20 protein-coding genes and 1 tRNA gene are annotated in these 25,608 nt (G+C 62.6%); 16 read left to right on the top strand and 5 right to left on the bottom strand.

Annotation, left to right across the window (positions count from 1 at the left end; genetic code table 11):
- The first annotated feature begins 3 nt into the window (after window positions 1–3).
- Genes LKK40_RS09770 through LKK40_RS09750 form a run of 5 tightly spaced genes read left to right on the top strand, consistent with a single transcriptional unit; the run spans window position 4 to window position 5,252 of the window.
- Window positions 4–831, top strand: a complete 828-nt coding sequence (locus LKK40_RS09770) for a F0F1 ATP synthase subunit delta (RefSeq protein ID WP_304310405.1) — start codon at window positions 4–6, stop codon at window positions 829–831.
- Window positions 832–874: 43 nt separating this feature from the next.
- Complete coding sequence (atpA, locus tag LKK40_RS09765) at window positions 875–2,506, top strand: F0F1 ATP synthase subunit alpha (protein WP_152580373.1); 1,632 nt, start codon at window positions 875–877, stop codon at window positions 2,504–2,506.
- 3 nt (window positions 2,507–2,509) lie between these two features.
- Window positions 2,510–3,469: a F0F1 ATP synthase subunit gamma gene (locus LKK40_RS09760; RefSeq protein ID WP_304310404.1), complete on the top strand. Its 960-nt coding sequence runs from the start codon at window positions 2,510–2,512 to the stop codon at window positions 3,467–3,469.
- A gap of 8 nt (window positions 3,470–3,477) precedes the next feature.
- Window positions 3,478–4,962: a F0F1 ATP synthase subunit beta gene (gene atpD / locus LKK40_RS09755; protein WP_273293690.1), complete on the top strand. Its 1,485-nt coding sequence runs from the start codon at window positions 3,478–3,480 to the stop codon at window positions 4,960–4,962.
- Window positions 4,962–5,252: a F0F1 ATP synthase subunit epsilon gene (locus LKK40_RS09750; protein WP_162000673.1), complete on the top strand. Its 291-nt coding sequence runs from the start codon at window positions 4,962–4,964 to the stop codon at window positions 5,250–5,252. The genes atpD and LKK40_RS09750 overlap by 1 nt, the downstream gene beginning before the upstream one ends.
- A gap of 142 nt (window positions 5,253–5,394) precedes the next feature.
- Here the strand turns inward: LKK40_RS09750 and LKK40_RS09745 are convergent, their stop codons facing one another.
- Together LKK40_RS09745 and LKK40_RS09740 are read right to left on the bottom strand one after the other, a co-directional pair.
- Window positions 5,395–8,205 carry an ABC transporter permease gene (locus LKK40_RS09745; RefSeq protein WP_304310403.1) on the bottom strand — a complete coding sequence of 937 codons (2,811 nt, stop codon included), beginning with the start codon at window positions 8,203–8,205 and terminating at the stop codon, window positions 5,395–5,397.
- The gene (locus tag LKK40_RS09740) at window positions 8,202–9,176 is read right to left on the bottom strand and encodes an ABC transporter ATP-binding protein (RefSeq protein WP_304310402.1); all 975 of its coding nucleotides are present in this window, start codon (window positions 9,174–9,176) and stop codon (window positions 8,202–8,204) included. The genes LKK40_RS09745 and LKK40_RS09740 overlap by 4 nt, the downstream gene beginning before the upstream one ends.
- A gap of 317 nt (window positions 9,177–9,493) precedes the next feature.
- Here LKK40_RS09740 and nucS point away from each other — a divergent pair, with 317 nt between their 5' ends.
- Window positions 9,494–10,198: an endonuclease NucS gene (nucS, locus tag LKK40_RS09735; RefSeq protein WP_304310401.1), complete on the top strand. Its 705-nt coding sequence runs from the start codon at window positions 9,494–9,496 to the stop codon at window positions 10,196–10,198.
- A gap of 263 nt (window positions 10,199–10,461) precedes the next feature.
- Here the strand turns inward: nucS and LKK40_RS09730 are convergent, their stop codons facing one another.
- Window positions 10,462–11,418: an FKBP-type peptidyl-prolyl cis-trans isomerase gene (locus LKK40_RS09730; protein ID WP_304310400.1), complete on the bottom strand. Its 957-nt coding sequence runs from the start codon at window positions 11,416–11,418 to the stop codon at window positions 10,462–10,464.
- A gap of 91 nt (window positions 11,419–11,509) precedes the next feature.
- Between LKK40_RS09730 and LKK40_RS09725 the strand changes: the two genes are divergently transcribed.
- The 3 genes from LKK40_RS09725 (at window position 11,510) to LKK40_RS09715 (ending at window position 15,013) form a co-directional block, all read left to right on the top strand.
- Window positions 11,510–12,871, top strand: coding sequence for a hypothetical protein (locus LKK40_RS09725; RefSeq protein ID WP_304310399.1), 1,362 nt, complete (start codon window positions 11,510–11,512; stop codon window positions 12,869–12,871).
- Window positions 12,868–13,869 carry a hypothetical protein gene (locus LKK40_RS09720; protein ID WP_304310398.1) on the top strand — a complete coding sequence of 334 codons (1,002 nt, stop codon included), beginning with the start codon at window positions 12,868–12,870 and terminating at the stop codon, window positions 13,867–13,869. The genes LKK40_RS09725 and LKK40_RS09720 overlap by 4 nt, the downstream gene beginning before the upstream one ends.
- A gap of 169 nt (window positions 13,870–14,038) precedes the next feature.
- Entirely contained in the window at window positions 14,039–15,013 is a 975-nt protein-coding gene (locus LKK40_RS09715; protein ID WP_304310420.1) for a tetratricopeptide repeat protein, read from the top strand.
- 495 nt (window positions 15,014–15,508) lie between these two features.
- Here the strand turns inward: LKK40_RS09715 and LKK40_RS09710 are convergent, their stop codons facing one another.
- A complete protein-coding gene (locus LKK40_RS09710) occupies window positions 15,509–16,135 on the bottom strand; it encodes a hypothetical protein (protein ID WP_304310419.1) in 627 nt (208 codons plus the stop codon).
- Window positions 16,136–16,238: 103 nt separating this feature from the next.
- On the opposite strand from LKK40_RS09710, the gene LKK40_RS09705 reads away from it, so the two are divergent.
- From LKK40_RS09705 to LKK40_RS09695, 3 genes are all read left to right on the top strand, one after another.
- Window positions 16,239–16,314 (top strand) — tRNA-Arg (locus LKK40_RS09705).
- A 212-nt stretch (window positions 16,315–16,526) separates the two neighbouring features.
- Window positions 16,527–17,981, top strand: coding sequence for a DUF2252 domain-containing protein (locus tag LKK40_RS09700; RefSeq protein WP_304310397.1), 1,455 nt, complete (start codon window positions 16,527–16,529; stop codon window positions 17,979–17,981).
- A 104-nt stretch (window positions 17,982–18,085) separates the two neighbouring features.
- A complete protein-coding gene (locus LKK40_RS09695) occupies window positions 18,086–19,606 on the top strand; it encodes a C69 family dipeptidase (protein WP_304310396.1) in 1,521 nt (506 codons plus the stop codon).
- A gap of 105 nt (window positions 19,607–19,711) precedes the next feature.
- Here the strand turns inward: LKK40_RS09695 and LKK40_RS09690 are convergent, their stop codons facing one another.
- The gene (locus tag LKK40_RS09690) at window positions 19,712–20,647 is read right to left on the bottom strand and encodes a TetR/AcrR family transcriptional regulator (RefSeq protein WP_304310395.1); all 936 of its coding nucleotides are present in this window, start codon (window positions 20,645–20,647) and stop codon (window positions 19,712–19,714) included.
- A 266-nt stretch (window positions 20,648–20,913) separates the two neighbouring features.
- Here LKK40_RS09690 and ftsY point away from each other — a divergent pair, with 266 nt between their 5' ends.
- The 4 genes from ftsY to LKK40_RS09670 form a co-directional block, all read left to right on the top strand.
- Entirely contained in the window at window positions 20,914–22,233 is a 1,320-nt protein-coding gene (gene ftsY / locus LKK40_RS09685; RefSeq protein WP_304310394.1) for a signal recognition particle-docking protein FtsY, read from the top strand.
- A gap of 563 nt (window positions 22,234–22,796) precedes the next feature.
- The gene (locus tag LKK40_RS09680) at window positions 22,797–24,083 is read left to right on the top strand and encodes an ammonium transporter (protein ID WP_273220529.1); all 1,287 of its coding nucleotides are present in this window, start codon (window positions 22,797–22,799) and stop codon (window positions 24,081–24,083) included.
- 1 nt (window position 24,084) lies between these two features.
- On the top strand, window positions 24,085–24,423 hold the full coding sequence (locus tag LKK40_RS09675; protein ID WP_024463231.1) for a P-II family nitrogen regulator: 339 nt from the start codon (window positions 24,085–24,087) through the stop codon (window positions 24,421–24,423).
- A gap of 217 nt (window positions 24,424–24,640) precedes the next feature.
- A partial coding sequence (locus tag LKK40_RS09670; RefSeq protein ID WP_304310393.1) for a nucleotidyltransferase domain-containing protein occupies window positions 24,641–25,608 on the top strand: 968 nt, incomplete at its 3' end.

Genomic DNA, 25,608 nt, shown 5'->3' with positions numbered 1-25,608 from the left:
GGCATGCGTGGTGAAGCTTCACGCCTAGCAGATCGCGAATCCCGCGATTCGTTCGCGGCGCAGTTCAGCGGCATCGGCGAGGATACGTGGCGCATCGGCAACGAGCTGTTCTCTATCACCGCCCTGCTCGACGGCAACGCGGCGCTTGAGCATGCGCTCACCGAGGCTTCGCGCTCCAACGAGGACAAGATGGCCTTGCTGCGCGGCATATTCGGCGATCAGGCCCATGAGTTCACGATGACGATCCTCGCGGATCTCGTCAAGCGCCCGTGGAGCCGGTCGGCGGATATCGCGAATGCGGTCGAGGACTTCGGCGTGGACGCGATGATGTACTACGCGGACCACACCGACAGCACCGCACAGGTTTCCATCGAGCTCGCCGAGCTGCACTCGGCCCTGATCGATCTGCCTGTGGTGCGTGCCCGTCTGCAGGATGAGCGCGCGAATTCCGACGCCCGGGTCAAGCTGCTGCACGACATTCTGGACGGCAGCGGCTTCAACATAGTCACGCTGCGTCTTGCGGAGCACGCGACCGCCAACCTGCGCAAACGTCGCTATCTGTCCACCATCCAATGGCTTATCGGCAAATTCTCCCGGCATATGGGTCAATCGCTGGTCACGGTCACGACGGCGACGCATTTGAGTGACGAGCAGATTGCGAAGTTGGTCGATGTCTATTCGGCCAAGCTGGGCCGCCCGGTGCATGTCAACGCCGTGGTCGACGCCTCCGTGATCGGCGGCATGCGCATCCAGGTGGGCGAGGAAGTCACCGACAATACGGTGCTTGCTCAGCTGCGGCACCTGCAGGACACCGTGAAAGTCGGCGTCTGACAATGAGACTTACCAGTCAACACAACATCAATAAGGAGTGATCATGGCAGAACTTACCATCGATCCCGCCGCGGTACGCAAGGCGCTCGACGATTTCGTCGAGTCGTACACGCCGTCGGACACCCCCACCCAAGAGGTGGGCTACGTGGCCACGGCTGGCGACGGCATTGCGCACGTGGCAGGACTGCCTGGTTGCATGGCGAACGAGCTGCTGACCTTTGAGGACGGCACGCTCGGTCTGGCGATGAACCTCGACGCCAGGGAAATCGGCGTGGTGATTCTCGGCGACTTCGCCGGCATCGAGGAAGGCCAGGAAGTGCGCCGCACCGGCGAAGTGCTTTCCGTGCCGGTCGGCGACGGCTACTTGGGCCGCACGGTCGACCCGCTGGGCAACCCCATCGACGGCCTGGGCGAAATCGCAAGCGAAGGACGACGCATCCTTGAGGCGCAGGCCCCGGATGTGATGCACCGCCACCCAGTCGAGGAGCCGCTGTCGACGGGCCTGAAGGCCATCGACGCGATGACCCCGGTCGGCCGCGGACAGCGCCAGCTCATCATCGGCGATCGCCAGACCGGCAAGACGGCCATCGCGATCGATACGATCATCAACCAGAAGGACAACTGGAAGACCGGCGACCCGAAGAAGCAGGTGCGCTGCATCTACGTCGCCATTGGCCAGAAGGGCTCGACCATCGCTTCGGTGCGTCAGAGCCTTGAGGAATCCGGCGCGATGGAGTACACGACGATCGTGGCCAGCCCGGCTTCCGATTCCGCAGGCTTCAAGTACATCGCCCCGTACACCGGCTCGGCCATCGGCCAGCACTGGATGTACCACGGCAAGCATGTGCTCATCGTCTTCGACGACTTGTCCAAAGAGGCAGAGGCGTATCGCTCGATTTCGCTGCTGCTGCGTCGCCCGCCGGGGCGCGAGGCGTACCCTGGCGACGTGTTCTACCTGCATTCCCGTCTGCTCGAACGCTGCGCCAAGCTTTCCGACGATCTGGGCGGGGGCTCGATGACCGGCCTGCCGATCATCGAAACGAAGGCGAACGATGTGTCCGCCTACATTCCGACCAACGTGATCTCGATCACTGACGGCCAGATCTTCCTGCAGTCCGATCTGTTCAACGCCAATCAGCGCCCGGCTGTCGATGTGGGCATCTCGGTGTCCCGAGTCGGCGGCGCCGCGCAGACCAAGGCCTTGAAGAAGGTCTCCGGCACGCTCAAGATTTCGCTGGCGCAGTACCGCTCGCTTGAGTCCTTCGCCATGTTCGCCTCCGATTTGGATGCGGCCTCCAAGGCCCAGCTGACTCGTGGCGCGCGCCTGACCGAGCTGCTCAAGCAGCCGCAGTTCTCGCCCTTCCCCATGGAGAACGAGGTCGTGTCGGTTTGGGTCGGCACGCACGGCAAGCTCGACGATCTCGACATCGAAGACGTGCTGCCCTTCGAAAAGGGCATGCTCGACTACCTCGACCACAACACGGATATCCTAAAGACCATCCGTGAGACCGAGGACTTCACCGCTGAGACGGAGAAGGCGCTGGATGCGGCCATTGACAAGTTCCGCACGACTTACGTGACGAAGGCCGGCAAGCCGCTCGTCGAGAAGAAGCCGGATGCTGTCAAGCCGACCGAGGTGGAGCAGGAGCAGTTCATCGCGGGAGAGAAGAAGTAAGCAATGGCCTCCCAACTTGCACTGAAATCAAGAATCAACTCCACCACGTCGCTCGGCAAGATCTTCAACGCCCAGGAGATGATCGCGTCCTCGCATATCGCGAAGGCGCGTAACGTGGCCCTGAATGCCAAGCCGTACACGGACGCGATTTTCGATGCGGTGCAGGCGCTGGCTGCGCATACCCATATCGACCATCCGATCATGAAGACGCATGATCGCGGGGACGGCCACGCTCGCGTCGCCGTTCTCGCGCTGACCGCCGATCGCGGCATGGCCGGCGCTTACACCTCCTCGATCATTCGTGAGACCGAAGGACTGCTTGCGCATCTCGACAGCGAAGGCAAGGATCCGCAGCTCTACGTCTACGGACGTCGTGGCGTCTCCTACTACAAGTACCGCAACCGCGATGTGGCCGGCACTTGGGATGGCGACAGCGATCACCCGGGCGTGGAGGTGGCCGAGTCCATCTCCACCGCGCTGATGGACGCCTACATGAAGCCCGAAGGCGAGCATGGAGTCAGTGAGCTCTATGTCGTCTTCACGGAATTCGTGAACATGGTGGTTCAGAAGGTCCGCGTGCTGCGCATGCTCCCCGTGGAGCTGATTCGCCCGGCTGTGGATACCTCCGACGGCATCACGATGGCCGAGCTGGCTGAATCCGACGATGCGGATGATCCAGCCAGCGAGGTCTCGCCGCTCTACTCCTTCGAGCCGAGCGTCGACGAGGTGCTGGACGCGATTCTGCCCAAGTACATCCAGTCGCGCATCCACGAATGCCTGCTCACCGCAGCGGCTTCCGAGACCGCAAGCAGGCAGAACGCCATGCATACGGCCACGGATAACGCCAACAATCTGATCGACAGCCTGACCCGCGAGCTCAACGCTTCCCGCCAAGCGGCCATCACCCAAGAACTTACCGAAATCATCGGCAGCGCCGACGCGCTGAACAAAGAGGAAGAGTAGGAACGCATATGGCTGATAACCAGACCACAGCGGCTCCCGAGGACACGGCGCAAGAGTCGAGTGCGGGGCGCATCACACGCGTCACGGGCTCGGTCATCGACGTCGAATTCCCGGTCGGCCACCTGCCCGATATCTACAATGCCCTGAAGGCCGAGATCAGCGGTGTCGGCCACACCGAGGGCAACACCGCCACGCACATCACCTTGGAGGTGGAGCAGCAGATCGGCGACTCGACAGTCCGTACGGTGGCGCTCAAGCCTACTGACGGCTTGGTGCGTGGCTCAAAGGTCATCGATACCGGCGGCCCCATCAAGGTGCCAGTCGGCGACGTGACCAAGGGCCACGTGTTCGACGTCTCGGGCAACATCCTCAACAAGAAGGATGGCGAAGTCGCCGAGATCACGGAGCGCTGGCCTATCCACCGCAATCCGCCGGCCTTCGATCAGCTTGAATCGCGCACCCAGATGTTCGAGACGGGCATCAAGGTCATCGACCTGCTCACCCCGTACGTGCAGGGCGGCAAGATCGGTCTGTTCGGCGGCGCTGGCGTGGGCAAGACCGTGCTCATCCAGGAGATGATCCAGCGCGTGGCGCAGAACCACGGCGGCGTCTCCGTGTTCGCCGGCGTCGGCGAACGTACCCGTGAGGGCAACGATCTGATCGGCGAAATGCAGGAGGCTGGCGTCCTTGAGAAGACCGCGCTGGTCTTCGGCCAGATGGACGAACCGCCAGGAACGCGTCTGCGCGTGCCGCTGACCGCGTTGACGATGGCCGAGTACTTCCGCGACGTGCAGAATCAGGATGTGCTGCTCTTCATTGACAACATCTTCCGCTTCACACAGGCCGGCTCCGAGGTCTCCACGCTGCTGGGCCGTATGCCTTCCGCCGTGGGCTACCAGCCGAATCTGGCCGACGAGATGGGCTCCCTGCAGGAGCGCATCACCTCGACCCGTGGCCACTCGATCACCTCGTTGCAGGCCATCTACGTGCCCGCCGACGATTACACCGACCCGGCCCCGGCTACGACCTTCGCCCACTTGGACGCCACCACCGAGCTGTCTCGCGACATCGCCTCGAAGGGTATCTACCCGGCCGTCGACCCGCTGGGCTCCACTTCGCGAATCCTCGATCCGCGTTACGTGGGCCAGGCGCACTACGACTGCGCGAATCGCGTCAAGGCGATTCTGCAGCGCAACAAGGAGCTGCAGGACATCATCGCCCTGATCGGCATCGACGAGTTGAGCGAGGAAGACAAGACCATTGTGAACCGCGCGCGCAAGATCGAGCAGTTCCTTGGCCAGAACTTCTACGTGGCCGAGAAGTTCACCGGCCGCGAGGGCTCCTACGTGCCGGCTGACGAGACCATCGAAGCCTTCACCCGCATCTGCGACGGCGTGTATGACGACGTCTCCGAGCAGGCGTTCTCCGGCATCGGCGGCATCGACGACCTTGAGAAGAAGTGGCACGATATGAAGCAGGAATTCGGTGCGTGATGGCCGATAAGAAAGTCCTGCAGGTCAACATGGTCGCGGCCGATCACCCCGTGTGGTCGGGCACGGCCACCTCGGTGACCATCCCTGGCACTGAGGGCCAGATGGGCATTCTGCCCGATCACGAGCCACTGCTTTCGATTATCAAGGGCGGCACCGTGAGCGTGGTGGACCCCAGTGGCGAACGCCACTCCTTCGAGGTCGCCGATGGATTCATCTCCTTCGACTCGAACAAGCTGACGATCGCGGTCGAACGCGGTCGTGACGTGGTCAGAACCTCCGGAGCCGACTAAGCGCTATTCGCTTCGTCTTCATAGCAATGTGGCCCGCAGCACGTTCATTCACGTGCTGCGGGCCACATTTGTTTTGGATGGGGTTGGTTGTACCGGGGTAGTCTGGCCGGTCGGGTTTCTCGCCTTATTCGCCTGACTGTGCCTATTCGCTGGACACGGCGTCGAGCACGGGCTTCTTGAGCGCGCGGCTCGCGGGGGAGACGCTGGCAATCAGGCCGACGACCACGGCAAGCACTAAGAATATGACGAGCTGGCTCCACGGTATGCTCAGCTTCTCCAACCCGCTGCTCTTGTAGACCGAGCGAATCATCGCGCCGGCGCCCGTTCCGATAAGGAGCCCCAGCAGCGTGCCGAAGACGGAGATAATCACGGCTTCGATGGCCAGCATGCCGCGAACCTGCCCGCGCGAGGTGCCGATGGCGCGCAGCAGGCCGATTTCCCTAGTACGTTCGGAAACGCTGAGGGCCAGCGTATTCACGATGCCGAAGATCGCGATGATAATCGACAGCGCGAGCAGCGCGTAGAGAATCACCAGAATCTGGTTGACCATCGAGCTCGTCGTGGACTTGTACTCGTCGTGATCCATGACCGTGACCACGTAATAGGGCTTGACGGCCTTGAGCAGACGCTCATGGAGCGCGGTGAGGTCTTCTCCGGGCTTGGCGATGACGAAGAGATTGCGCGCAATCTGCATCTGGCTATCGGAAAGGTCATTCGCCATCGTGTCGCTCATGTAGATGCCGCCGGCATAGGCCGAATTGGTGACGATGGCACCGACCTTGACCGGCTGCTCCTTGGTGACGGATTTGGTTTTCACGAGCGTGGCCGGGTCGACGTTCTTCGCCTCGTTCATGGCCTGCTGCGCACCCGCCTTGTCTCCGGCGGCCATGTGCTGCTGCACCTCGGCCTGCACTTGGGTCTGGTAGCCGGCCTGCGCCTGCTTGGTGGCCTCCTCGTCGATGACGGTGCTGGTGGCCGAGACGGTTATGGTGTCGCCGACCTTCCAGTTATTGTCATTGGCGATGTTCTTGGCCACGACGAGCTTGCCTGCTGCGATGGCCTGCTCGGCGCTGCCGCCCGTGGTGGTGGCGGCAAACACTTCGGAGAACATTGCGGCGGGCGTGGCGGTGGTTATGGCTGAGTCGATGGACTTGCCGTTGTATTTGACACCCATGACCATGCGATTCGTGACGGTTGACTTCACACCGCTGGTTTTGCCGATTGCGTCAATCGCGCCATGCGGCAGCCTGCCATAGGAAGCCGAGCTGACGGCGAAGTCCGCTTTCAGCCCCGTATCGATGATATCGGCCACGGAGGCCTTGGCGGAGGCTGCAACGACGCCGAGACAGCTGACGATCGCGACGCCGACGAACAGCGCGGCGGCCGTGTTGGCGGTGCGTCGCATGGAACGCGAGAGATTGCGCGTGGCGAGTTTTCCGGTCACGCGGAAGATGCGCGAGGGCAGCCACCCCAGCGCAGAGCCAGCCGGTCTTACCAGCGCAGGCCCCAGCACGATGGCACCGACGATCAGCAGTGCCGCGCCGAATCCCAACGGGTATCCCGTGGTGATGTCGTTGACTGTCTTCCATGGCGTAGGGCCGTTGCCGCCCGCTGTGACGAGCGATTGCGTGAATGCCCAGCAGGCGATGCCCAGCGCGCACATCACCGCGCCGATGATGCCGCGCCGTGTCACCGATTTCTCGGGATTGACCGTCTCGTTCATCGCCTGAATAGGCGGCGCTAAGGCCGCGTCACGCGCCGGGATAGCCGCACCGAGCAGCGAGACGATCAGCCCGACCGCCATGCCGATTATCATGCCGCTTACGGTGGGGGTGCTCTGCCCGCTCAGCGGTGTGCCGAGCTGTGCAAGCCCGACGACGATAAGCTTGATAATGCCCCAGCCCAGCCCGATGCCGATGCCGGAGCCCACGATTCCCAAGATCACCGCCTGGATGATCACGGTGGAGAACACCTGCCGGGGCGAAGCGCCGACGGAGCGCAGCAAGGCGTAGCCGCGCATCGATTCGCGCACGATCATGGCGAAGGTGTTCGCGATGATGAAGGAGCCAACGAACAGTGCGATGATGGCGAAGATGAGAATAAGCGGCTGAATGAAGCCCAGCGCATCCTGAATGGACTTCGTCGCCTCCTTGCGTACTTCATCGCCGGTGACGGCGTGCGCGCGCGAGCCGGCGGGAAGCGCCTTGTTGATATTGTCGGCCAGCTGCTGCTGGGCTTGGTTGCTCAAGGGTGTCGAAGCGTTGCCATACACGCCGATAAGCGCCGAGGTATTCGGGTCGGGCGCTGTCGCGGCATAGTAGTGCCTGGCCACCGACGGGTCGACGCCGATGATGACGGCGCCAGCCTGGCTCGTCTGCGTGGTGAAGATGCCGGAGACGGTGACTTTCTTCGGGCCGTCCTCGTAGACGATGGTGGTGGTGTCTCCCACTTTTAGCTTCGCCTTGTCAGCGGCGAACTGGTGCAGCGCTATCTCGTTCTCGCCCTTCGGATAGCTGCCTGCGGTGAAATGCGCCGAGCGCCAGGGCTCGCTGCTGCTCATGCCGATGGCCATCGTGGGCGCGCCCATAGTTGATACGGCGTTGCCGTCGCGGTCCACCAGCACCGTGCCGGTGATAGTGGTGGTGGCGCTCGCCGAGGAGACGCCTTCGACCTTCGCGATGGTGGTGGCCAGGCTGTTGTCGATCTGGTTGTAGTTCTCGCTGGCACCGCTGCCCGACATCGGCGAAGCGCTGCTGTTCTTGGCCTTGTCGACGCCGCGCACGTACACGTCGTGGTCGGAGTTGGTCGCCATCATGGTGGAGACCTGGGTGTTGAGCATTTCGCGGAAGCAGAACGAGCCGACCACGAAGGCCACGCCGAGGGCGATGGCGATGATCGACATGATGAAGCGGCCGAAATGGCTCCTGGCGTCACGCAGTCCGATTCGAATCATAGGGAGGCCTCGCTGGGATTGGTGGGCTGGGTGGAGGTAGTGGGTTGCGCGGTTGCTTGCGCTGCGTTGTTGGGCTGATTGTCGCTTCCTTCAGAAGCACTCTGCTGATCGTCGTCGCCTTCAGAAGCGAATACCTGAAGAATCTGCTCATAGGAGGGCTCGTGCATGTCCTGGGTGATCTGGCCGTCGGCGAGCACGAGCACGCGGTTCGCGTAGGAGGCGGCGCGCGGGTCGTGGGTCACCATCACGATGCTCTGGCCGTACTCGCGTACGGAGTCCTGCAGGAAGCTCAGCACCTCGCGGCTTGAGCGCGAGTCGAGGTTGCCGGTGGGCTCGTCGGCGAAGATGACGGAGGGCCGGGCCATCATGGCGCGGGCGCAGGCCACGCGCTGCTGCTGGCCACCGGAGAGCTGGCTGGGCCGGTGCCCCAGGCGCTGCTCCAGCCCGACAACGCGCACGATCTGGTCGAACCAGGCGCGGTCGATGGGCTTGCGCGAAATCTGCAGCGGGAGCAGGATGTTCTCCTCGGCGGTGAGGGTCGGCACCAGATTGAACGACTGGAAGATGAAGCCGATCTCCTTGCGGCGCAGGTCGGTGAGCTGGCGCTGGTTCATGGCCGAGACCTCCAGCCCCTCCACGAAGACCTGCCCGGATGTGGGTGTGTCCAAGCCCGCCATGCAATGCATCAGCGTTGATTTGCCGGAGCCCGAAGGGCCCATGATCGCGGTCATCTGGCCGCGCCCGAATTCCACATGCACATGGTCGAGCGCGGTGACGACTGCGTCCTTGGTTCCGTAGGTCTTGCTCAGGTCGACGGCATAGGCCACAACACCGTCCTCGGCAAGCTTTCCGGCCGTCTCGGTGTGATTGATGGTGGTTTTGGGTATGGATGAGCCGTCTGTCTTGTGTGCGGTATCCGCAGTGAGTGACGTGTCCGTGCTGGTTGGTGTGTGCGCCGAGTGCCGTGCCATGATGTCCATTCGTGAGAGATGCCGTGCGACTATTCTGTATGAAATGCTGCATGAGTCGTTCATTGCAGTGGTACAGCGCTGCAGCAACATGTTCTATGCAACCTGCAATACGGTGACGAAGTGGTGACCGTTATTGCAATATGTCTTGCGTTAGCGCCGTCGTGTCGTGATAGCTTAGCACCAGTCTAGCGGGGTGAGACTGCGAATTTCCTGTGAAAAAGCTTATCGTGATATTCGCGCGTCTTGCCATTACACGCAGGAGCGCGCACAGGCCGTTCACGCATCGACGCCCAGCCGGCTTGCTAGAGTGAGATACCGTGCGAATCATAGTTGCTGACTGCCAGGCCGAATACTCCGGCCGTTTGAATGCCTCGCTGCCGCTGGCCAGGCGCGTCCTGCTCATCAAGGCGGACAACAGCGTGCTGATTTTCTCGGAGATCGGCTCCTACAAGCCGCTCAACTGGATGGCGGCCCCGTGCAGCATCAAGGAGATTGAGCCTGCCGGTGCTGATGACGACGTGGACACTGATATTCCCGAGCGGGTGCTGCGCGTATGCGCCGACAAGTCGAGTGACATCCTGGAGATCAACCTGCAGCACATCTACTCCGACGAGGCCTATGAACTGGGCACGGATCCGGGGCTGGTCAAGGACGGCGTCGAGGACCATTTGCAGCGCTACCTGGCCGAGCAGATCGAGCGCATCGGCGAAGGCGCGAAGCTGGTCCGGCGCGAATACCCGACGGCTATCGGCCCGGTGGATATCATGGCGGTGGATGCGAACGGCGATCATGTCGCCATCGAGATCAAGCGGCATGGCGGCATCGACGGCGTCGAACAGCTGACGCGCTACTGCAAGCTGCTCAACCGCGACCCGCTGCTGACCCCGGTGCACGGCATCTTCGCCGCGCAGACCATCACTCCGCAGGCGCGCACGCTGGCCGAGGACCGCGGCTTCGCCTGCCTGATTCTGGATTATGACGAGATGAAGGGCTCACAAGACGGCAGCCTGCGCCTGTTCTGAAATTTATTAAGCACATTTGGATCGGAATACTGATTCAAGCTCCTTGTGTCTTATGTATTGGTTCCCAGAAACGGCGGAATTCCGCCACAATGCTGTGCCTGATTTCGGCAGCTACTGTGTGAAGTGCTTAATTGACGAAAAAAGTGCTTAATTCATGACCAATTGACGGCGGAATACGCTGAACAAACACGTATAAGCACGAATATGCGTTGGGCCTGACCGGAAGCGGTCAGGCCCAACGAGGATATTCACTGCAAGGGGGTTCAGCCCGCGTAGAGGATGTCGACGACGAAGTACAGGGTCGAGTTCGCCGGAATCTTGCTCTGCGCCTTATCCCCGTAGCCTTCGCTCGGCGGCACGACCAGCAGCACCTGCGAGCCGACGGTTTGCCCGGCCAGTCCGTTCTTCCAGCCGGTGACGACCTGATCGAGCGAGAAATCGGACGGCTCGCCGCGATCCCAGGAGGAATCGAACTGGGTGAGCTTGCCGGAGGCGTCCAGCGTCCAGCCGGTGTAATGCGCGGTGACGGTGTCGGTCGACTTGACGACGCGGCCCTTGCCGACGATCAGCGGCTGCGCGACCAGCGCATTGCCAGGCTTGTAGCCGTTAAGGTCGAGCGAGGGCTTGCCCTTGGCATCCAGCGTCACCTTCGGCAGATCGGCGGGAATGTTCTTCGCCGGCGTGCCCTGCGCGCGCGCAAGCGGCTTTGACTTGGAGATGAGCGTCAGCGCCATGATATAGGAGCTGCCGCTGCTCTGGTCGTTGACGCCGAAAGCGATGGTGGCGTTGATCTTCTGCCCTTTGAAGAGCTGGTAGTACCCGGCGTTCATGCTGCTTTTGTTGATGCTCATGGAGCAGTCCGGGGTGTTCTTGGTCCAGGAATTGGCCATTTGCGAGCCGTCCTTGGCGCTGAGCGCGATGCCCTGCGAGCAGACGTGGTCGCCGTCTTCGACGGTGGCTCCGTTGCCTTTCTGCAGCACGGCATAGGTGTTGTTCTCCACGGTCATCGGGGTCTGGAAGGAGACCTTGGGCTCCTTGCCCAGCTCGCCGCTCGCGGTGACGCCGGTCAGCGGCTTCATGCCGGTCGGTGCCGAAGACGACGACGCGGCGCTGGACGAGGACTTCTGCGAGGCGCTGGAGCCGCCGCAGGCGGCGAGCGAGACGCACAATCCCAGCGAGCACACGACTACGGCGGCCCGGGAGAGGAGGGAACGGTTCATAATAATACGCATGGCACACCACACTACCGTCCAACCCTGATTTCTCAGCTTTCGCGCGCTATTATGCCGGGGCCTGTAGAATAGTACTGTTATGACATCTGCACAGAATAAGCGCGAAGAGCCGTCGGGCGTGAAACGGCCCTCCAAACACGCCATAATCATGCGCGGAGTCGTCGCGCCCATACTCGGACTGCTTGCCGTGGCAAGCATCGTGATGGGATATTTGAACGCCACGATCTGGAAGCCCAGCTCTCAGATCACGGCCAAGGCGACGGTTTCCAATACGCGATACCTCGTGACCGACCCCGGCGTGCTGCAGCTGGTGGACTCGCAGGCACGTCTGAAAGTCGACGCCAAGAACGCCGACGCAACCGTCTGCGCGGCGCTGGGGAGCGCCAAGGACGTGGCGGGATGGGTCGCGGGCAACGCCTACACGCGCATCAGCGGGCTGAACGATTGGACGACGCTGGCCACGCAGCAGGCCAAGGTGCAGGGCACGCCAAGCTCCGGCGGCAATGAGGTCGCCTTCCAGGATTCCGACATGTGGAGTGCTGCGCACTGCGGCAATGCGAGCGTCACGCTGGACATCGGGCAAAAGGACGCCAACTCGATAGCACTGGTCGACTTGGGCGAGGATTCCGCCAAGGCCACGGTCTCCATGCAATGGACCCGACAGACGCTTCCTGATTTCGCGACGCCGCTGTACTTCGTGGGCGGGCTGCTGGTGGTGATGATGGTGCTGTCGGCCTCGGTCTTCGCGATGCCGGCGCGCAAGCGACGCAAGCGCATGATATCCAGCGAGCCGGTGCGTTCCAGCGAAGAGGTCGCCATCGGCGAGGCACTGACCGGCAGCCTGCGCGGGCTGACTACCGCAGTGCGCATCAAGCCCAAGTCCGGCGGCGGGAAGCGCCGTCGACACGCTGCCCACGGGGCAGGCTCTCAGGAGGGTGCCAAGGCTCAGGATCAGAGCGCGGCGCAGTCGACGAAGCAGGGGCCAGCGATTATCGACCCGACCTCGCGCAATATGGTCGCCGATCAGCAGGGAGCGGCACCCGAGGCGTCCGTTTCAGCCGGCGGCGAAGGCTTCGCGGATTCCGGCGAGGCGACTTCCGTCATCACCCCGGACGAGCTGCAGGAGTACTTCGCGCGGCTGTCGCAGGAGATCGCAGCGCCCGACCAGCCTCAGGGCGCGGCCGGCAACGACGACGCCACCTCGATTGATTTGGGTTCCGACGATGAGGATGTTGAGGCTGTCGCCGAACAGGTAGGAGACGCTGTGGAGCAGCCGGGAGACACGCCGGTGCAACCAGCTGCTGACGATACTGGCGATGCCGATGATGTTGACAATACGCATGCGCATGAATCGCATGAGTCAGGCGCATCGGGCAAAGACGCCGAAGATGGCGAAGATGGCGAAGATGGCGAGAACGACGAGGAAGGAGAGCGGTCATGAAGGCGCGTTCCATGAAACTGATTGCCGTGGTGCTCTCCGTGGGAATGCTTACGGGCCTTGCCGCGTGCGAGGGACAGGTGCCGGCGGTGCAGCCGTCCGCAAGTTCGAGCGCGACTCCGGATATGAGCACGGCGCAGGAGAAGAAGATACGGCTTGCGACTCTCAAGGTGATTGATGACGCGGATGCGGCGAAGAATGTCGACCTTCTGCCCCAGCGGCTCTCGGGCCCTGAGCTCGACGTGCGCACCAGCCAGCTCACGGTCGCCAAAGCCACTGGCGGGCTCGATAAGTTCGCCACGATCCCCAAGGACATGACGCAGACGGTCATCCCGACCGATTCGGGCTGGCCGCGCGAGGTGTACACGATCACGACCACGACGCAGGATCAGCAATCCAAGCGTCTGCTGGTGCTCAGGCAGGACAGCGCTCGGAGCAACTACCAGCTGTGGGGCATGGCCAGGCTGTTCCAAGGGGCCAAGCTGCCGAAGTTCGCGGTGCCCGACATCGGCGCGCAGCTCGGCCAGGCTGATGACCCGGGGTTGCTCGCCAAGCCGCAGGACGCCGTCAACCGCTATGCCGACCTGCTGCAGAACGGTTCGGGAAGCAGATACGCCGGCGACTTCGCCGACGATTACTTCCGGCAGTCCTTGACGCAGCTGACCCAGACCGTGCAGGAGGGCATGCAGCGCAACAATGGCACGCAGCGGCAGATCTTCAACGCGGCGCCCGACCAGATAAGCGTCATGCGATCCAGCGACGGCGGCGATCTGGTGGTCGCGCGCATCGACTCCGAATGGACCCGCCAGACCGGTCAGGGCCGCGAGTCCCTGCCGGCGAATGACGACGAGAAGGCGCTGTTCGGCGCTGCAAAGCCCACCAGCACGCTCAAGGTAACGTATGTGAACGTGGTCGCGCTCTATGTGCCGCCGGCCAAGGCGCATCAGAAGATCACCGCGGTCGGGGCCGAACGCCAGCCGATTAAGGTCGAGGCGCTGTAGATTTTTGGCGTGGACTGGCGCACTGTGGTGCGTGGCGTGCAATGGCACGCGGCGTGGGTCCCTGCGCATGGGTTGCGCTGTCAGACGCAAGCGCCGGCGGCTGGCGCAGGCGCACGCTAGATTGGTGTGGAGTTGAGTTTGCTCCTATTCGCTACACTTTGGAGGCATGATGGCGGGTCAACAGCAGTACAATCCGGGGATGTCGCTCGCGGGGGCGGTCGACCTTGAGTCGCTGAAGCATCAGGCCGAGGCCGAGCCGGGACAGGCCGGGGGTGCGCCCAAGGCGGGAGGCTACGTCGTCGATACGAGCGAGAACACCTTCCAGGCGATGGTGCAGACCTCCTCGACCTTCCCCATCGTGCTGCTGCTGTGGACGCCCACCGACAGCCGGATGTTCGAGCTGGCGCGGACGCTGGGCGAGACCGTGAACGCGATGAATGGGCAGATTCAGCTCTCCCGCATCGACGTCGCATCGAATCCTTCGATCGCCCAGGCGCTGCAGGTGCAGGGGGCTCCCGCGCTGTTCGGCTTGGTTTCGGGCCGTCCTATGCCGATTCTGCAAGGCTTGCCGCAGGGCGACGAGCTTCGGCAGGTGTGCAACGAGGTCATTCCGCAGCTGGTGCAGCTGGCCCAACAGTCCGGCGTGACGGGCACTGCGCCGTACGCCGATATTCCCGATGATGGGGATGCGGCGGGCGAGGCATCCGAGGCTGAATCCGAGGTGCCGCAGATTCCGCCCGAGCATGCGCAAGCACATCTGCTCGCGCAGAATGGCGACTACGAAGGCGCTGCCGCCGCCTATGCGAAGCTGGTGGAAGCGGACCCTCATGACGAGCTGGCCGCGCGCGAGCGTTCGAAGGCACTGCTGCTGGCTCGTTCGGCGAAGAGCAATGTGCGGCAGGTGCGGGCGCAGGCCGCTGCGGCCCCAGACGACGTTGACGCGCAGCTTGCCGTGGCCGATATCGATATGATCGGCGGGCAGATCGACGATGCCTTCGGGCGACTGCTGGATTACCTTGCGTCCGGGCACCGCGACCAGATCGAACCGGTGCGCCAGCGCCTGCTCGAGTACTTCGCGATCCCCGAGTCCGCCGATCCACGCCTTTCGCGCGCACGTCGCCGCCTTGCGACTCTGATGTACTGATGCATTGATGCTGGTAGGTGTTGAGGCGGTTGCGCGTAGCCGTATGCCGGGGTCCGCGTAGCCGTATGACCGCTATCGCGACCCTAGCGTACAAAATGCAACGTTAATTGGGTCTTTTGCGTCGCCTTTTGTACGCTAGACACGAGTTAGCGGTCATAAGGCTACGTTGATGGGCGTTGATGGGCGTTATGAACCAGATTGTGCTGCATCATCTTTTGGGTGTTGCGCCCATCGCTTGTTCTCAAACGTCACGGTTCCCGCACTAACCTGACCCTTGTGCGGGATTTGCGCCGTATAACCGCTGCCATACGTCACAACCTCCGCATAAAGGTCGAGTTAATGCGGGGGTTGTGATGGTATTTGGCGTTGAAACATTACAACGCCCGCACTGATGTCTCGATAATGCGGGGGTTGTGACGGTTGCGCGGAGCTTGTTTGCCCTGATTGGCAGCAGCGCCGTCGTAGGGCCGTAGGCACTACGCAATGTATGCGATGTCACTGCATGCGGTTCCTGCCGAAGAACTGCTCGAAGTGCGGGCCCTGCGTTGCGAGCTCCTGCTCGAATTCGGCGCGCCAGGTGCCGAAGGGGTGGGCGGCGAGTCCATCGTTGGAGAATCGCGGCTGATCGGTGATTTCCGTGACGCAGAAATTCGGGATGACGAGATTGGTGACCGGGCCGCTGCGTTCCGCTTCCGCCACGATAAGCGGCGCGTTGGCGCCTCCGAACACGTCGATGCTCCACCCGTCCTCGCCAATCCATGCGGAGAAGCGGTTCTTGATAATCGGCTCACCCCCGCGACTGATCAGTTCGGCGGCGATATGCGCGTCGATCTCGCGCTCCGCCTCGTAGCGCGTGCCGCCCACCGACGGCCCCTTGACCGTGACATAGGCCTCGGAAAATTTGTCGCGATAGGTGCTTAGCACGCTAAGCGGATCGGTGCTCACAGCCATGTCGACGCGAACCGCATGGCTGACCAACCGCACGCGCAACGCATAGTTGTCGGCATGCACGTAATAGCTTTGCACGATCAGCGCCGGCGCGTCGCCGTCGTCCAGCTCGGGCGGCATCTCGCGGCAGAAGAAGCGCCGCTCGTATTCGAAGTCGTTCAGCGCGTTGTCCATCACAGTTCCCATACGCACAGTCTAGTCGTAAAGACAGCATGGCCGTAAATACATCGTTCTGGCGCGTAAAGTCGGGAGTGCGTGTAGAGTAGTGGGGTGCTGAGGGCTTGTAGCTCAGTGGATAGAGCGTCCGCCTCCGGAGCGGAAGGTCGTGGGTCCGAATCCCATTAAGCCCACCATATGTTTGTCGTTCATTGGCAGCGTGCAGGAATTGTGTGGCAGTTCTCGTAGTTTCGTCACGGAAACAGCCCTGTTCGCGTGACGAAACTACGAGTTGTCGCACGATGAAGTGTTAGCACCAGAGTGACGCGCTGCACTTGCGGCGCGTTCCATAGTATTTTCCCGGCCATCGGCACACGGCCGCACAGTCGCCAGTGCTACCCTAAAACGCATGTACAGACAAATCGCAGTGCCTCCGGTGGGGCTTCATTCCGTCGAGAAGCAGGAAGAACTAGGGCGTCAGGCCCGCAAGAGCCTGCCCAGGAGCGCGGCGCGGGATTGCTCGATTGACGGCCGCGACCCGGTGGATCTGATTACCGCGCAGGACGAGTCACGGCTCGCCTCGCTGGTGCCGCTGCGCCATGCCCGGATGGGGGTCAGCCCCTTCCGCTTCTATCGGGGCACGGCCGGTCTCATGGCCTACGATCTGGCCGGCCAGGCCGATACCGGGGTGAATGTCATCATCTGCGGCGATGCGCATATCGGCAATTTCGGCTTCTATGCGTCGCCGGAACGCAATCTCATGTTCGACCTCAATGACTTCGATGAGTCGGCGCCGGGGCCGTGGGAGTGGGATGTCAAGCGCATGGCCGCGAGCGTTGCCATGGCTTCCCTGGCGCATGATAACGATCGCAAGGCCGCCGAACGGGTGGCGACCAAGGCCGTGGGCGAGTATCGGCGGGCGATGAAGGACTTCGCGGAGATGCCGATGGTCGATCGATACTATCTTTCCGTGCGCGATGACATGCTCATCGACAGTCTGAATGGGCGCAGCCGCCAGGAGCTCACGCGCGTCACGGAGAAGGCTCGTCGGCGCACTTCGGAGCAGGCTGTCCAAAAGCTCATGGTCACGGGTCCTGATGGCTGGCGTCGGTTCCGCGAGGAGCCTCCGGTGCTGCAGCACTTGCGATCCGCGGATCAGTATGCCGTGAACGAGCTGACCACGCAGTACTTGTCGAGTGCCAGGCCCGATATCGCCCTGCTGGTAGCCAACACCAGACCGGTCGACATCGCGCTGCGCGTCGTCGGCGTGGGCAGCGTGGGGACGCGCTGCTATGTGGTCGCGTTGGAAGGGCCCGACGGACTCCCGATCGTGCTGCAGATCAAAGAAGCGCAGGAATCGGTCATCACTCGCGCCCAGACTTTGCGCGCACCGAAGGCCAAGCCGCTGGATGCCGCTGGCGAAAGCGGGGATTTGGCCGCCGCGCTCTCGCCGACGATGTCTGCGAAAAGCGTGCTGAGCGATGCATATTCCCAAGGCCGCCGCGTCGTCGCCTGCCAGCAGGTGCTGCAGAGCGTGTCCGACAATTTCCTGGGCTGGCTCAGCTTCGAGGATCGCGACTATTACGTGCGCCAGTTCCGCGACATGAAAGGCAGCGTCGATGTGGATACCATCGGCGGGTCGATGCTTGCCCGCTACGCTCGCACCTGCGCCATACTGCTGGCCCGGGCGCACGCGCAGAGCCCCGCATGCTATTGGATCGCTGGGTATCTGGGGAAGTCGGATGTCTTCGACCGTGCGGTGGGCGCGTGGTCTTTGGATTACGCCGACCAGATGGGCAAAGACTACGAGGCATACAAGCAGGCCATTGCAGATGGTCGCGTCGAGGCGTCGGAATTAGCGTAAGACTCTGGGATTCAGGCGCGTTCGGCCACAGGTGGCTTACGACGTGAGCAATGCCATATAAACGCTCATGGCGTTTCGTCCGAGGCTCTCATAGAGTAGTGCCCATGCCTTGCACAACTATTCTCATCGGCAAATCAGCAACCTACGACGGGTCGACGATCATCGCGCGCGACGATGACACCGGCCACGGCAAATTCGATCCCAAGCGCTTCGTGGCGGTGAATTCCGAGGACCAGCCGCGCCATTACCGCAGCACGCTGAGCCACGTGAGCATCGAGCTGCCTGATAATCCCTGCCGCTACTCGATCGCGCCCAACGCACTGCCCAATCGCGGCATTCTCGCCGAGGCCGGCATCAGCGAGCGCAACGTGGCCATGACCGCGACCGAGACCCTGGCCGTCAACGAGCGCGTGCTTGGCGCGGACCCGATGGTGGCGCTCAAGCCGGCGCAAGGCGGCGATGACCCGCAGTCGACCGATTACGTGCCGGAGCAGCCGGGCGGCATCGGCGAGGAGGATTTCATCACGCTCGTGCTGCCGTATGTGCATTCGGCGCGCGAGGCGGTGCAGCGGCTCGGCGCGCTGCTTGGGCAGCATGGCACCTACGAGGTCAACGGCGTTGGCATCAGCGACGTGGACGAGGTGTGGTATGTCGAGACGATCGGCGGCCACCACTGGATCGCTCGGCGCGTGCCCGACGACTGCTACGCCACGATTCCCAACCAGCTCGGCATCGACGACTTCGATCTGGACGACGCGCTGGGCGCGCAGGACAATCACATGTGCAGCGCGGATATGCGCGAATTCATCGCGGCCAATCACCTCGACCGCAGCATGGACGAGAGCCCCGAGCACGTCAGGCACTTGAATCCGCGCAAGCTGTTCGGCACCGCCACGCCGAAGGACCATATCTACAACACGCCGCGCGCCTGGTACATGCAGCGCACCCTCAACCCCAGCGAGGACTGGGATTCGCCCGCCGCGCCGCTCACGCCGATCTCGGAGGACATCCCGTGGTGCCGTGTGCCCGAGAACAAGGTGACGATCGAGGACATCGATTTCATCATGAGCTCGCATTACGAGGACACGCCCTATGACGTGTATGGCACGCAGGGCACCGAGGAATCGCGCCACCGCTACCGCCCGATCGGCATCAATCGCAACGGCCATCTCGCCGTGCTGCAGCTGCGACCCTACGAGTCCGAGGCCAATCGCGCGGTGATGTGGCTGGCGTTCGGCTCGAATCCCTTCACTTCGGTCGCGCCGTTCTATACCAACGTACGCGCGACACCGGAGTATCTGGCCTGCACGAGCGGCGAAGTGACGACCGATGCGCTGTACTGGACGAACCGCATCATCGCAGCCATCGCCGACCCGCATTTCCTCAGCAACAGCGCGGATCTCGAGCATTTCCGCGAGGATATATTGGCTTATGGGCACAGGCTTGTAGCCGATACCGATACGGCAGCCAAGAAGGAAGGCATCGACAGCATCCCCGATATGCTCGAACAGGCCAACGAGACCATGGCCAGCCACCTGCGTCAGCGGACGAACGCGCTGCTGACCCAGGTCCTGTTCACCTCAAGCAACCTGATGAACAACTCCTTCTCGTTGTCTGATAGGTGAGGGGAGACCGGCTGCGGCCGGATTCGGATTCGGGCACGGGCGCAGCATTGAGTCCGGCATCGAGTCCGATGAAATTCCTGGCGGCTCACACGAAATCAGATTGAATCAGATTGAATCTGATTCCTGAATCGCGGCTTCAGGAGCGTTCGCATCGGTTTCGGTGCCGGCACCGAAACCGGACGTAGCGCCGGGGTCGGAGTCGAACGTGGAATCGGAGCCAAATGCAGCATCGCGGCCGGATTGGGTGGGTGCCGTGCTGGTTGCGGCGCTGGGTGTGGTACTTGTTGTGGCACTGGTCGCAGGTTCGGCATTCGAATCGGCATCGTCGCCGTGCTCGGGAGCGGCGTCGGTCCTGACATCGCTCTTCGGCTCTTTGGCATGGCGGGCTGCTTCCTTGGCTTGCTTAGCCTTGCGCCGCTGCAGCGCCTTTCTGGCCTTGTCGCCCTCGAAGCGCAGTTCGGGCTTTGCCTCAAGCCGGGAGAGGCCATACCACGCCAGATTCACGATGTGCGCGGCGAGCTGCTCCTTGCCTATCTTGCGTTGGTTGGCCCAGTATTGCCCGGTGAACACGGTCATGCCTACGAGCATCTGCGCGTAGTAGGGCACGCCTTTGGCAGGCAGATGCTGGTTTTTGAACGATTCGTCGAGAATCTCCTCGACGCGCATACTCACATCGCCCAGCAGCGAGTTGAACGACCCGGCTGGATCGGTGCTCGGCGAATCGCGCACCAGTACCTGGAACCCCTCGGTATTCTCCTCGATATACGTCAGCAGGGCCAGCGCCGTGCGCTCCACGAGCTGGCGCGGATGCTGCTGCGGATCGGCCAGCGCCTTGGTGAGGGCATCATTCAGGGCGCGCATCTCGCGATCCACCACCACTGCGTACAGCCCTTCCTTGCCGCCGAAATGCTCATAGACGATGGGTTTGCTCACTTTGGCGCTCGCCGCGATCTCCTCGACGCTCACCGCCTCGAAGCCCTTTGCGGCGAACAGGGATCGCCCGATCATCAGCAGCTGTTCGCGGCGCTGATACGACGTCATTCTGGAAGCATTGGCCATGTCTCCAGTCTCCCACACCCGGCGAAGATTGGAGATACCGGGCCGTTTGCGTCGCCTTATGACCGCTAACTCGACCCTAACGTAGGAAATGCTACGTTTGAGAGACATATAACGTGACATTTTTACCGTTAGGGTCGAGTTAGCGGTCATAAAGCGACGTTGAGTAGCGCCGATAGGCTTTGGATTGCTTGATTGCTTGATTGCTTGGGCGGCGGTGGCCTGTCCGTTGAAAACCATAGGCTATTGGTATGGATACCACAATGATTATCGGCATCGTCGTACTCGTGGCCTTGGTGATTGCGGCTGTGGTCGCCGCCGTGCTCGTCGACCGTTCGCACAAGCGTCGTGCAACGGGCGCGCACGACGATTCCCCATCGCGTACACGCTCAGCGCAGCAGCCCGAAGCCGCTGCGCCTGCCACCGTGCAGTCCTCTTCCGAGGCTTCGAAGCAGCAGACCGCCCAGTCCGCCGGCGCTCAACCGCCTGCATCTGCTGCACCCGCCGCATCGGCTCCCCAGCAGGCAACAACAGAGTCCGCAGTCAGCCCCACAGCGCAATCAGCAAGTCCCACGCCCGCCGAGCGGCCCGTGGAAACGCCGGAATCCGCCGGTTCGCGCATTGTTCGGCTCAAGGCGAAGCTTGCGAAAAGCTCGAATCCCTTCGGTCGTGCGCTGTTCAACATTCTGGCCAAGGACCATCTCTCCGAGACGGATTGGGAGGATGTCGAGGACACGCTGCTGCTCGCCGATGTAGGTGCCGACGCCAGCGCGCAGCTGGTCGAGGAGCTGCGCAACGATGCCCGCGTCACCGGTGCCAGCGATCCCGCGCAGGTGCGCGATGCGCTGCGCTCCAAGCTGCTCGACTTGGTGGGCACGGACACCGATCGGCGGCTGAACGCTGATAAGAACGCAGCCAGCTCGGACACAGCCAATCCCGACGCCGCCCAACCCGAATCCCCGCAGCCCAGCGTCATCATCATGGTCGGCGTCAACGGCACCGGCAAGACCACCACCGCGGGCAAGCTCGCGCGGCTGTTCGTCGCCGAGGACAAGAAGGTGGTCATGGGCGCGGCCGATACCTTCCGCGCGGCTGCTGCCGATCAGCTTGAAACCTGGGGCGCCAAGGTCGGCGTGAGCGTCGTGCGCTCCGACAAGGACGGGGCCGATCCGGCCTCGGTCGCCTTCGATGCGGCGCAGCAGGCCAAGGACGCCAACGCCGACGTGCTCATCATCGATACGGCCGGCCGCCTGCAGAACAAGGCGAATCTCATGAACGAGCTGGGCAAGATCCGCCGCGTCGCGGAAAAGGTCCTGCCTGTCGACGAGGTGCTGCTCGTGCTCGACGCCACCACTGGCCAGAATGGCATGGCGCAGGCCAAGGTCTTCGCCGAGGCGATTGGCATCACCGGCGTGGTGCTCTCCAAGCTCGACGGCTCGGCCAAGGGCGGCATCGTTGTCGCCGTGCAGAAGGAGCTCGGCGTGCCGGTTAAGCTCGTGGGTTTGGGCGAGGGCCCGGACGATCTCGCGCCCTTCGATGCGGCGGCCTTCGTCGACGGCATTCTGGCCTGAGCAGGCTGACTGACTGGTTTGTTTGGTTATATGCTGACTAAGCTCGACTACCAAATCCAGCCGACTCAACCAAGCTAGACCAGCCAAACCCGTCTCGCACAAACCAGCTCAACTCAGCCCAGCCAGTCCAGCCCAGTTCATCCTCGCCGCGAAGCGCGGCACGCCCGCCGGCAGCTGTGCGTGGCCGCGGAAGGACTTTTGTAAACGCCATGTTACGGCGGCCATGCGGCTGGCGTGCAGTGAGACGCAGCTCACAGCCGGGCCGGATGCGCATTCGACACGCGCAGAACAATCGCAAAGCGCCACGGTTTCGGCGCATTGTGGCGCATGGTGTCAGGGTGCTCCGAGCCCGCGTTATGCCTGTGCGACTAGAGTCAGAATCAGGGTGCGATGGAGGATGGACGTAACATGCTCGTAACCTTGCGTAACCTGACGAAAATCGGAGTGGCGTTCGATATCAGTTGTAGGTTTCTCGCTATGAGGAGCTGCATAACGAATACGGCAGCGCACGGCTTTGACCGGTCGTGGCGCTCCATAATCAATATGAGAGAGGGAGGTAGACAATGGATTCAGGAAATGCTGCGTGGATGTTGACATCCGCGTCTTTCGTGTTGCTCATGACGCCCGCCGTGGCGTTCTTCTATGGCGGCATGGTGAGAGCCAAGGCGGTTCTGAACATGCTGATGCTGTCCGCCGGCGCTTTGGCGGTCACTGCCATTGTATGGACGTTCTGGGGCTGGTCGATTGCATATGCAGGCAAGGATATCGGCGGCATCTTCGGCGATCCCGCCACTGGTTTCCTGCTGAAGGATTCGATGGTCTCTGACCACGGCGTCTTCACTGCTGCAACCAACAATGCCAACCACTACCCGGTGAGCATCGATGTGGCCTTCCAGACCACCTTCGCGATGATCACGGTGGCGCTGATCAGCGGCGCTTTGGCCGAGCGCATCAAGTACAGCACCTGGATGATCTTCGTGGCGCTGTGGATTACCTTTGATTACGCGCCGATGGCGCATATGGTGTGGAACGGCGGCCTGCTGTCTCCCACGGGTGCCATCTCCCAGGCGATCGGTGCTTCGGCCCACGATTTCGCAGGCGGCACCGTTGTGCATATCAATGCGGCAGTCGCGGCTTTGGTGATCGTGCTGATTATCGGCAAGCGCAAGGGCTTCGGCAAGCAGCCGATCAAGCCTCATAACGTGCCCTTCGTGATGCTCGGCGCTTTCCTGCTGTGGTTCGGCTGGTTCGGCTTCAATGCCGGCTCGGCCTTCGGAGCGAACGGCACCGCAGGCTACGCATGGGTCAGCACTACGGCAGCCACGGCAGCCGCCATGCTGTTCTGGGGCTTCACCGAGCGGATCCGCACCGGACATTACACCGCTCTTGGTGCCGCCTCCGGCATGGTCGCGGGCTTGGTCGCCATCACCCCTGCCGCCGATGTGGTTTCGCCGCTGTGGGCCATGGTCCTTGGCGCAATCGCCGGCGTGCTCACCTGCCTGGCATGCAACCTGAAGTTCATGCTCGGCTACGATGATTCGCTCGATGTCGTCGGCGTGCACGGCGTCGGTGGTGTCACCGGCACCGTCCTCATCGGCTTCTTCGGCTCGGGCACCGGCCTGTTCGCAGGCGGCAACTGGAGGCAGCTCGTGGTCCAGATCTGCATCGCGGCAATTGCTATACTGTTCTCGGGCGTTATGACCGCCATCATCGCCTTCGCGCTTGAGAAGACGGTCGGCTGGCGCGTCACCGAGGCCCAGGAGGTCGCAGGCGTCGATTTGTCCGACCAGGGCGAAACGGCCTACGATTTCGCTGGCACTGCCAGCTCGATCCTCAAGGAGGTGAAGTGACATGAAGCTGATCACCGCTATTATCCAGCCTCATAAGCTCGACGACGTCAAGGAGGCTCTTGCAGCCGCCGGCGTGCATGGCATCACGGTTTCCGAGGCCAACGGCTACGGCCGTCAGCGCGGACACACCGAGGTCTATCGCGGCGCTGAATACACCGTCGATCTGATTCCGAAGATTCGCGTCGAGGTCCTGTCCGACGACGCCGATGCGGATACCTTGGTCTCTGTCATCGTCAAGGCTGCCGGAACCGGCACCATAGGCGATGGCAAGGTCTGGGTTGCTCCGCTCGACTCGGTGTCGCGCGTGCGCACCGGGGAGACCGGTTCGGCCGCGATCTGACGATTTGGGCTGATTGCAATCAGTAATTATCAGTAAGTAAGCGATTCGGGGACGATCCATTGTCATGGGTCGTCCCCGAATTTATTGCTGCTGGGCATCTGGCCTGTTGGCTGCGCGGTTTGCTGGAGACACGGTTTGCTGGAGACGCAGCTGAATTGGCATGGCTGGCAGAGGTGCCGGCATAGGCATATAACGCATACAACGTAAGGGGAATTTCTTGGCATCGGCGGTTGATGGTCTGGGAGCGCGGTTCATGGAGTTGAGCCGGCCCGATGATGACGGCGTATATCGTGACGGGGCGAGCAAGCGGGCGGCGCGAACCGCGCTGGCCATGTCGGCCATAGGGCAGCTATGGGATGAGGCGACGGGCGCGCTGCCCTTCGCGCTTCCCGAGCGCGGCGTGGGCTTGGCGGCCGTCGGCTCGCTGGCTCGCGGGCAGATGGGGCCGTGCTCCGATGTGGATCTGGTGCTGATCTACGAGCCGCGTGCGCTGAACGATTCCCAGCTCAATGCGCTTGCCGACGCGCTCTGGTACCCCTTGTGGGACAGCGGCCTCGACCTCGATCACTCGGTGCGCACGCGCCAGCAGTGCGAAGGCGTGACCGATCACGATCTGCCGGCCGCCGTGGGCTGGCTCGATGTCAAGCCGATAGCAGGCGATGCCGAGCTGATTACGTCTACTGCCGGCTCGATTCTCGAGCGTTGGCGCAAAGCCGCCCGCAAGCGCTTGCCCGAGCTGCTGGAATCCGCGCAGTCCAGACTCGACGGCTTCGGCCGCATGGCCTACCTCAACCAGCCCGACATCAAGGAGTCGCGCGGCGGTCTGCGCGACACGGTGATCATTTCCGCGCTGGCGGCATCCTGGCTGGCCGACCGGCCGCATGGAAACTACGATGATGCGGTCGAGCGGCTGCTCGATGTGCGCGACTGCATTCATCTCGCGGCCGCCAAGGACACGAACCTCATGCTCACCCGATACCAGCCGGATGTCGCGCAGACCTTGGGCTTGGCCGATCCGACGCTGCCCGAGGACGAGCGCGCTGCACGGTCCATCGACGACCTGCAGATGCTGCTCGCCCGCATCGGGCGGCAGATAGCGTTCTCGTGGGAGTTCACCTCGTCGCGGGCCAAGCATGCGCTGACGCATGAACGGCCGCGTTTCGCCTTCTTCCAGCTGCTCGACCC

The organism is Bifidobacterium tibiigranuli, from assembly GCF_022655035.1.
In the GTDB taxonomy this organism is placed as follows: Bacteria; Actinomycetota; Actinomycetes; order Actinomycetales; family Bifidobacteriaceae; genus Bifidobacterium; species Bifidobacterium tibiigranuli_A.
This window is presented reverse-complemented; position numbering and strand designations above follow the sequence as displayed.

Excerpts from the sequence above, each read along its gene's own strand:
- LKK40_RS09700 (WP_304310397.1), top strand. The coding sequence starts at position 16,527 with ATGTACAGACAAATCGCAGTGCCTCCGGTGGGGCTTCATTCCGTCGAG.
- LKK40_RS09675 (WP_024463231.1), top strand. The coding sequence starts at position 24,085 with ATGAAGCTGATCACCGCTATTATCCAGCCTCATAAGCTCGACGACGTC.
- LKK40_RS09690 (WP_304310395.1), bottom strand. The coding sequence starts at position 20,647 with ATGACGTCGTATCAGCGCCGCGAACAGCTGCTGATGATCGGGCGATCC.
- LKK40_RS09730 (WP_304310400.1), bottom strand. The coding sequence starts at position 11,418 with ATGAACCGTTCCCTCCTCTCCCGGGCCGCCGTAGTCGTGTGCTCGCTG.
- LKK40_RS09725 (WP_304310399.1), top strand. The coding sequence starts at position 11,510 with ATGACATCTGCACAGAATAAGCGCGAAGAGCCGTCGGGCGTGAAACGG.
- atpD (WP_273293690.1), top strand. The coding sequence starts at position 3,478 with ATGGCTGATAACCAGACCACAGCGGCTCCCGAGGACACGGCGCAAGAG.
- LKK40_RS09720 (WP_304310398.1), top strand. The coding sequence starts at position 12,868 with ATGAAGGCGCGTTCCATGAAACTGATTGCCGTGGTGCTCTCCGTGGGA.
- LKK40_RS09750 (WP_162000673.1), top strand. The coding sequence starts at position 4,962 with ATGGCCGATAAGAAAGTCCTGCAGGTCAACATGGTCGCGGCCGATCAC.
- LKK40_RS09740 (WP_304310402.1), bottom strand. The coding sequence starts at position 9,176 with ATGGCACGGCACTCGGCGCACACACCAACCAGCACGGACACGTCACTC.
- atpA (WP_152580373.1), top strand. The coding sequence starts at position 875 with ATGGCAGAACTTACCATCGATCCCGCCGCGGTACGCAAGGCGCTCGAC.
- LKK40_RS09760 (WP_304310404.1), top strand. The coding sequence starts at position 2,510 with ATGGCCTCCCAACTTGCACTGAAATCAAGAATCAACTCCACCACGTCG.
- LKK40_RS09695 (WP_304310396.1), top strand. The coding sequence starts at position 18,086 with ATGCCTTGCACAACTATTCTCATCGGCAAATCAGCAACCTACGACGGG.
- LKK40_RS09745 (WP_304310403.1), bottom strand. The coding sequence starts at position 8,205 with ATGATTCGAATCGGACTGCGTGACGCCAGGAGCCATTTCGGCCGCTTC.
- ftsY (WP_304310394.1), top strand. The coding sequence starts at position 20,914 with ATGGATACCACAATGATTATCGGCATCGTCGTACTCGTGGCCTTGGTG.
- LKK40_RS09770 (WP_304310405.1), top strand. The coding sequence starts at position 4 with ATGCGTGGTGAAGCTTCACGCCTAGCAGATCGCGAATCCCGCGATTCG.
- LKK40_RS09710 (WP_304310419.1), bottom strand. The coding sequence starts at position 16,135 with ATGGACAACGCGCTGAACGACTTCGAATACGAGCGGCGCTTCTTCTGC.
- LKK40_RS09680 (WP_273220529.1), top strand. The coding sequence starts at position 22,797 with ATGGATTCAGGAAATGCTGCGTGGATGTTGACATCCGCGTCTTTCGTG.
- LKK40_RS09715 (WP_304310420.1), top strand. The coding sequence starts at position 14,039 with ATGGCGGGTCAACAGCAGTACAATCCGGGGATGTCGCTCGCGGGGGCG.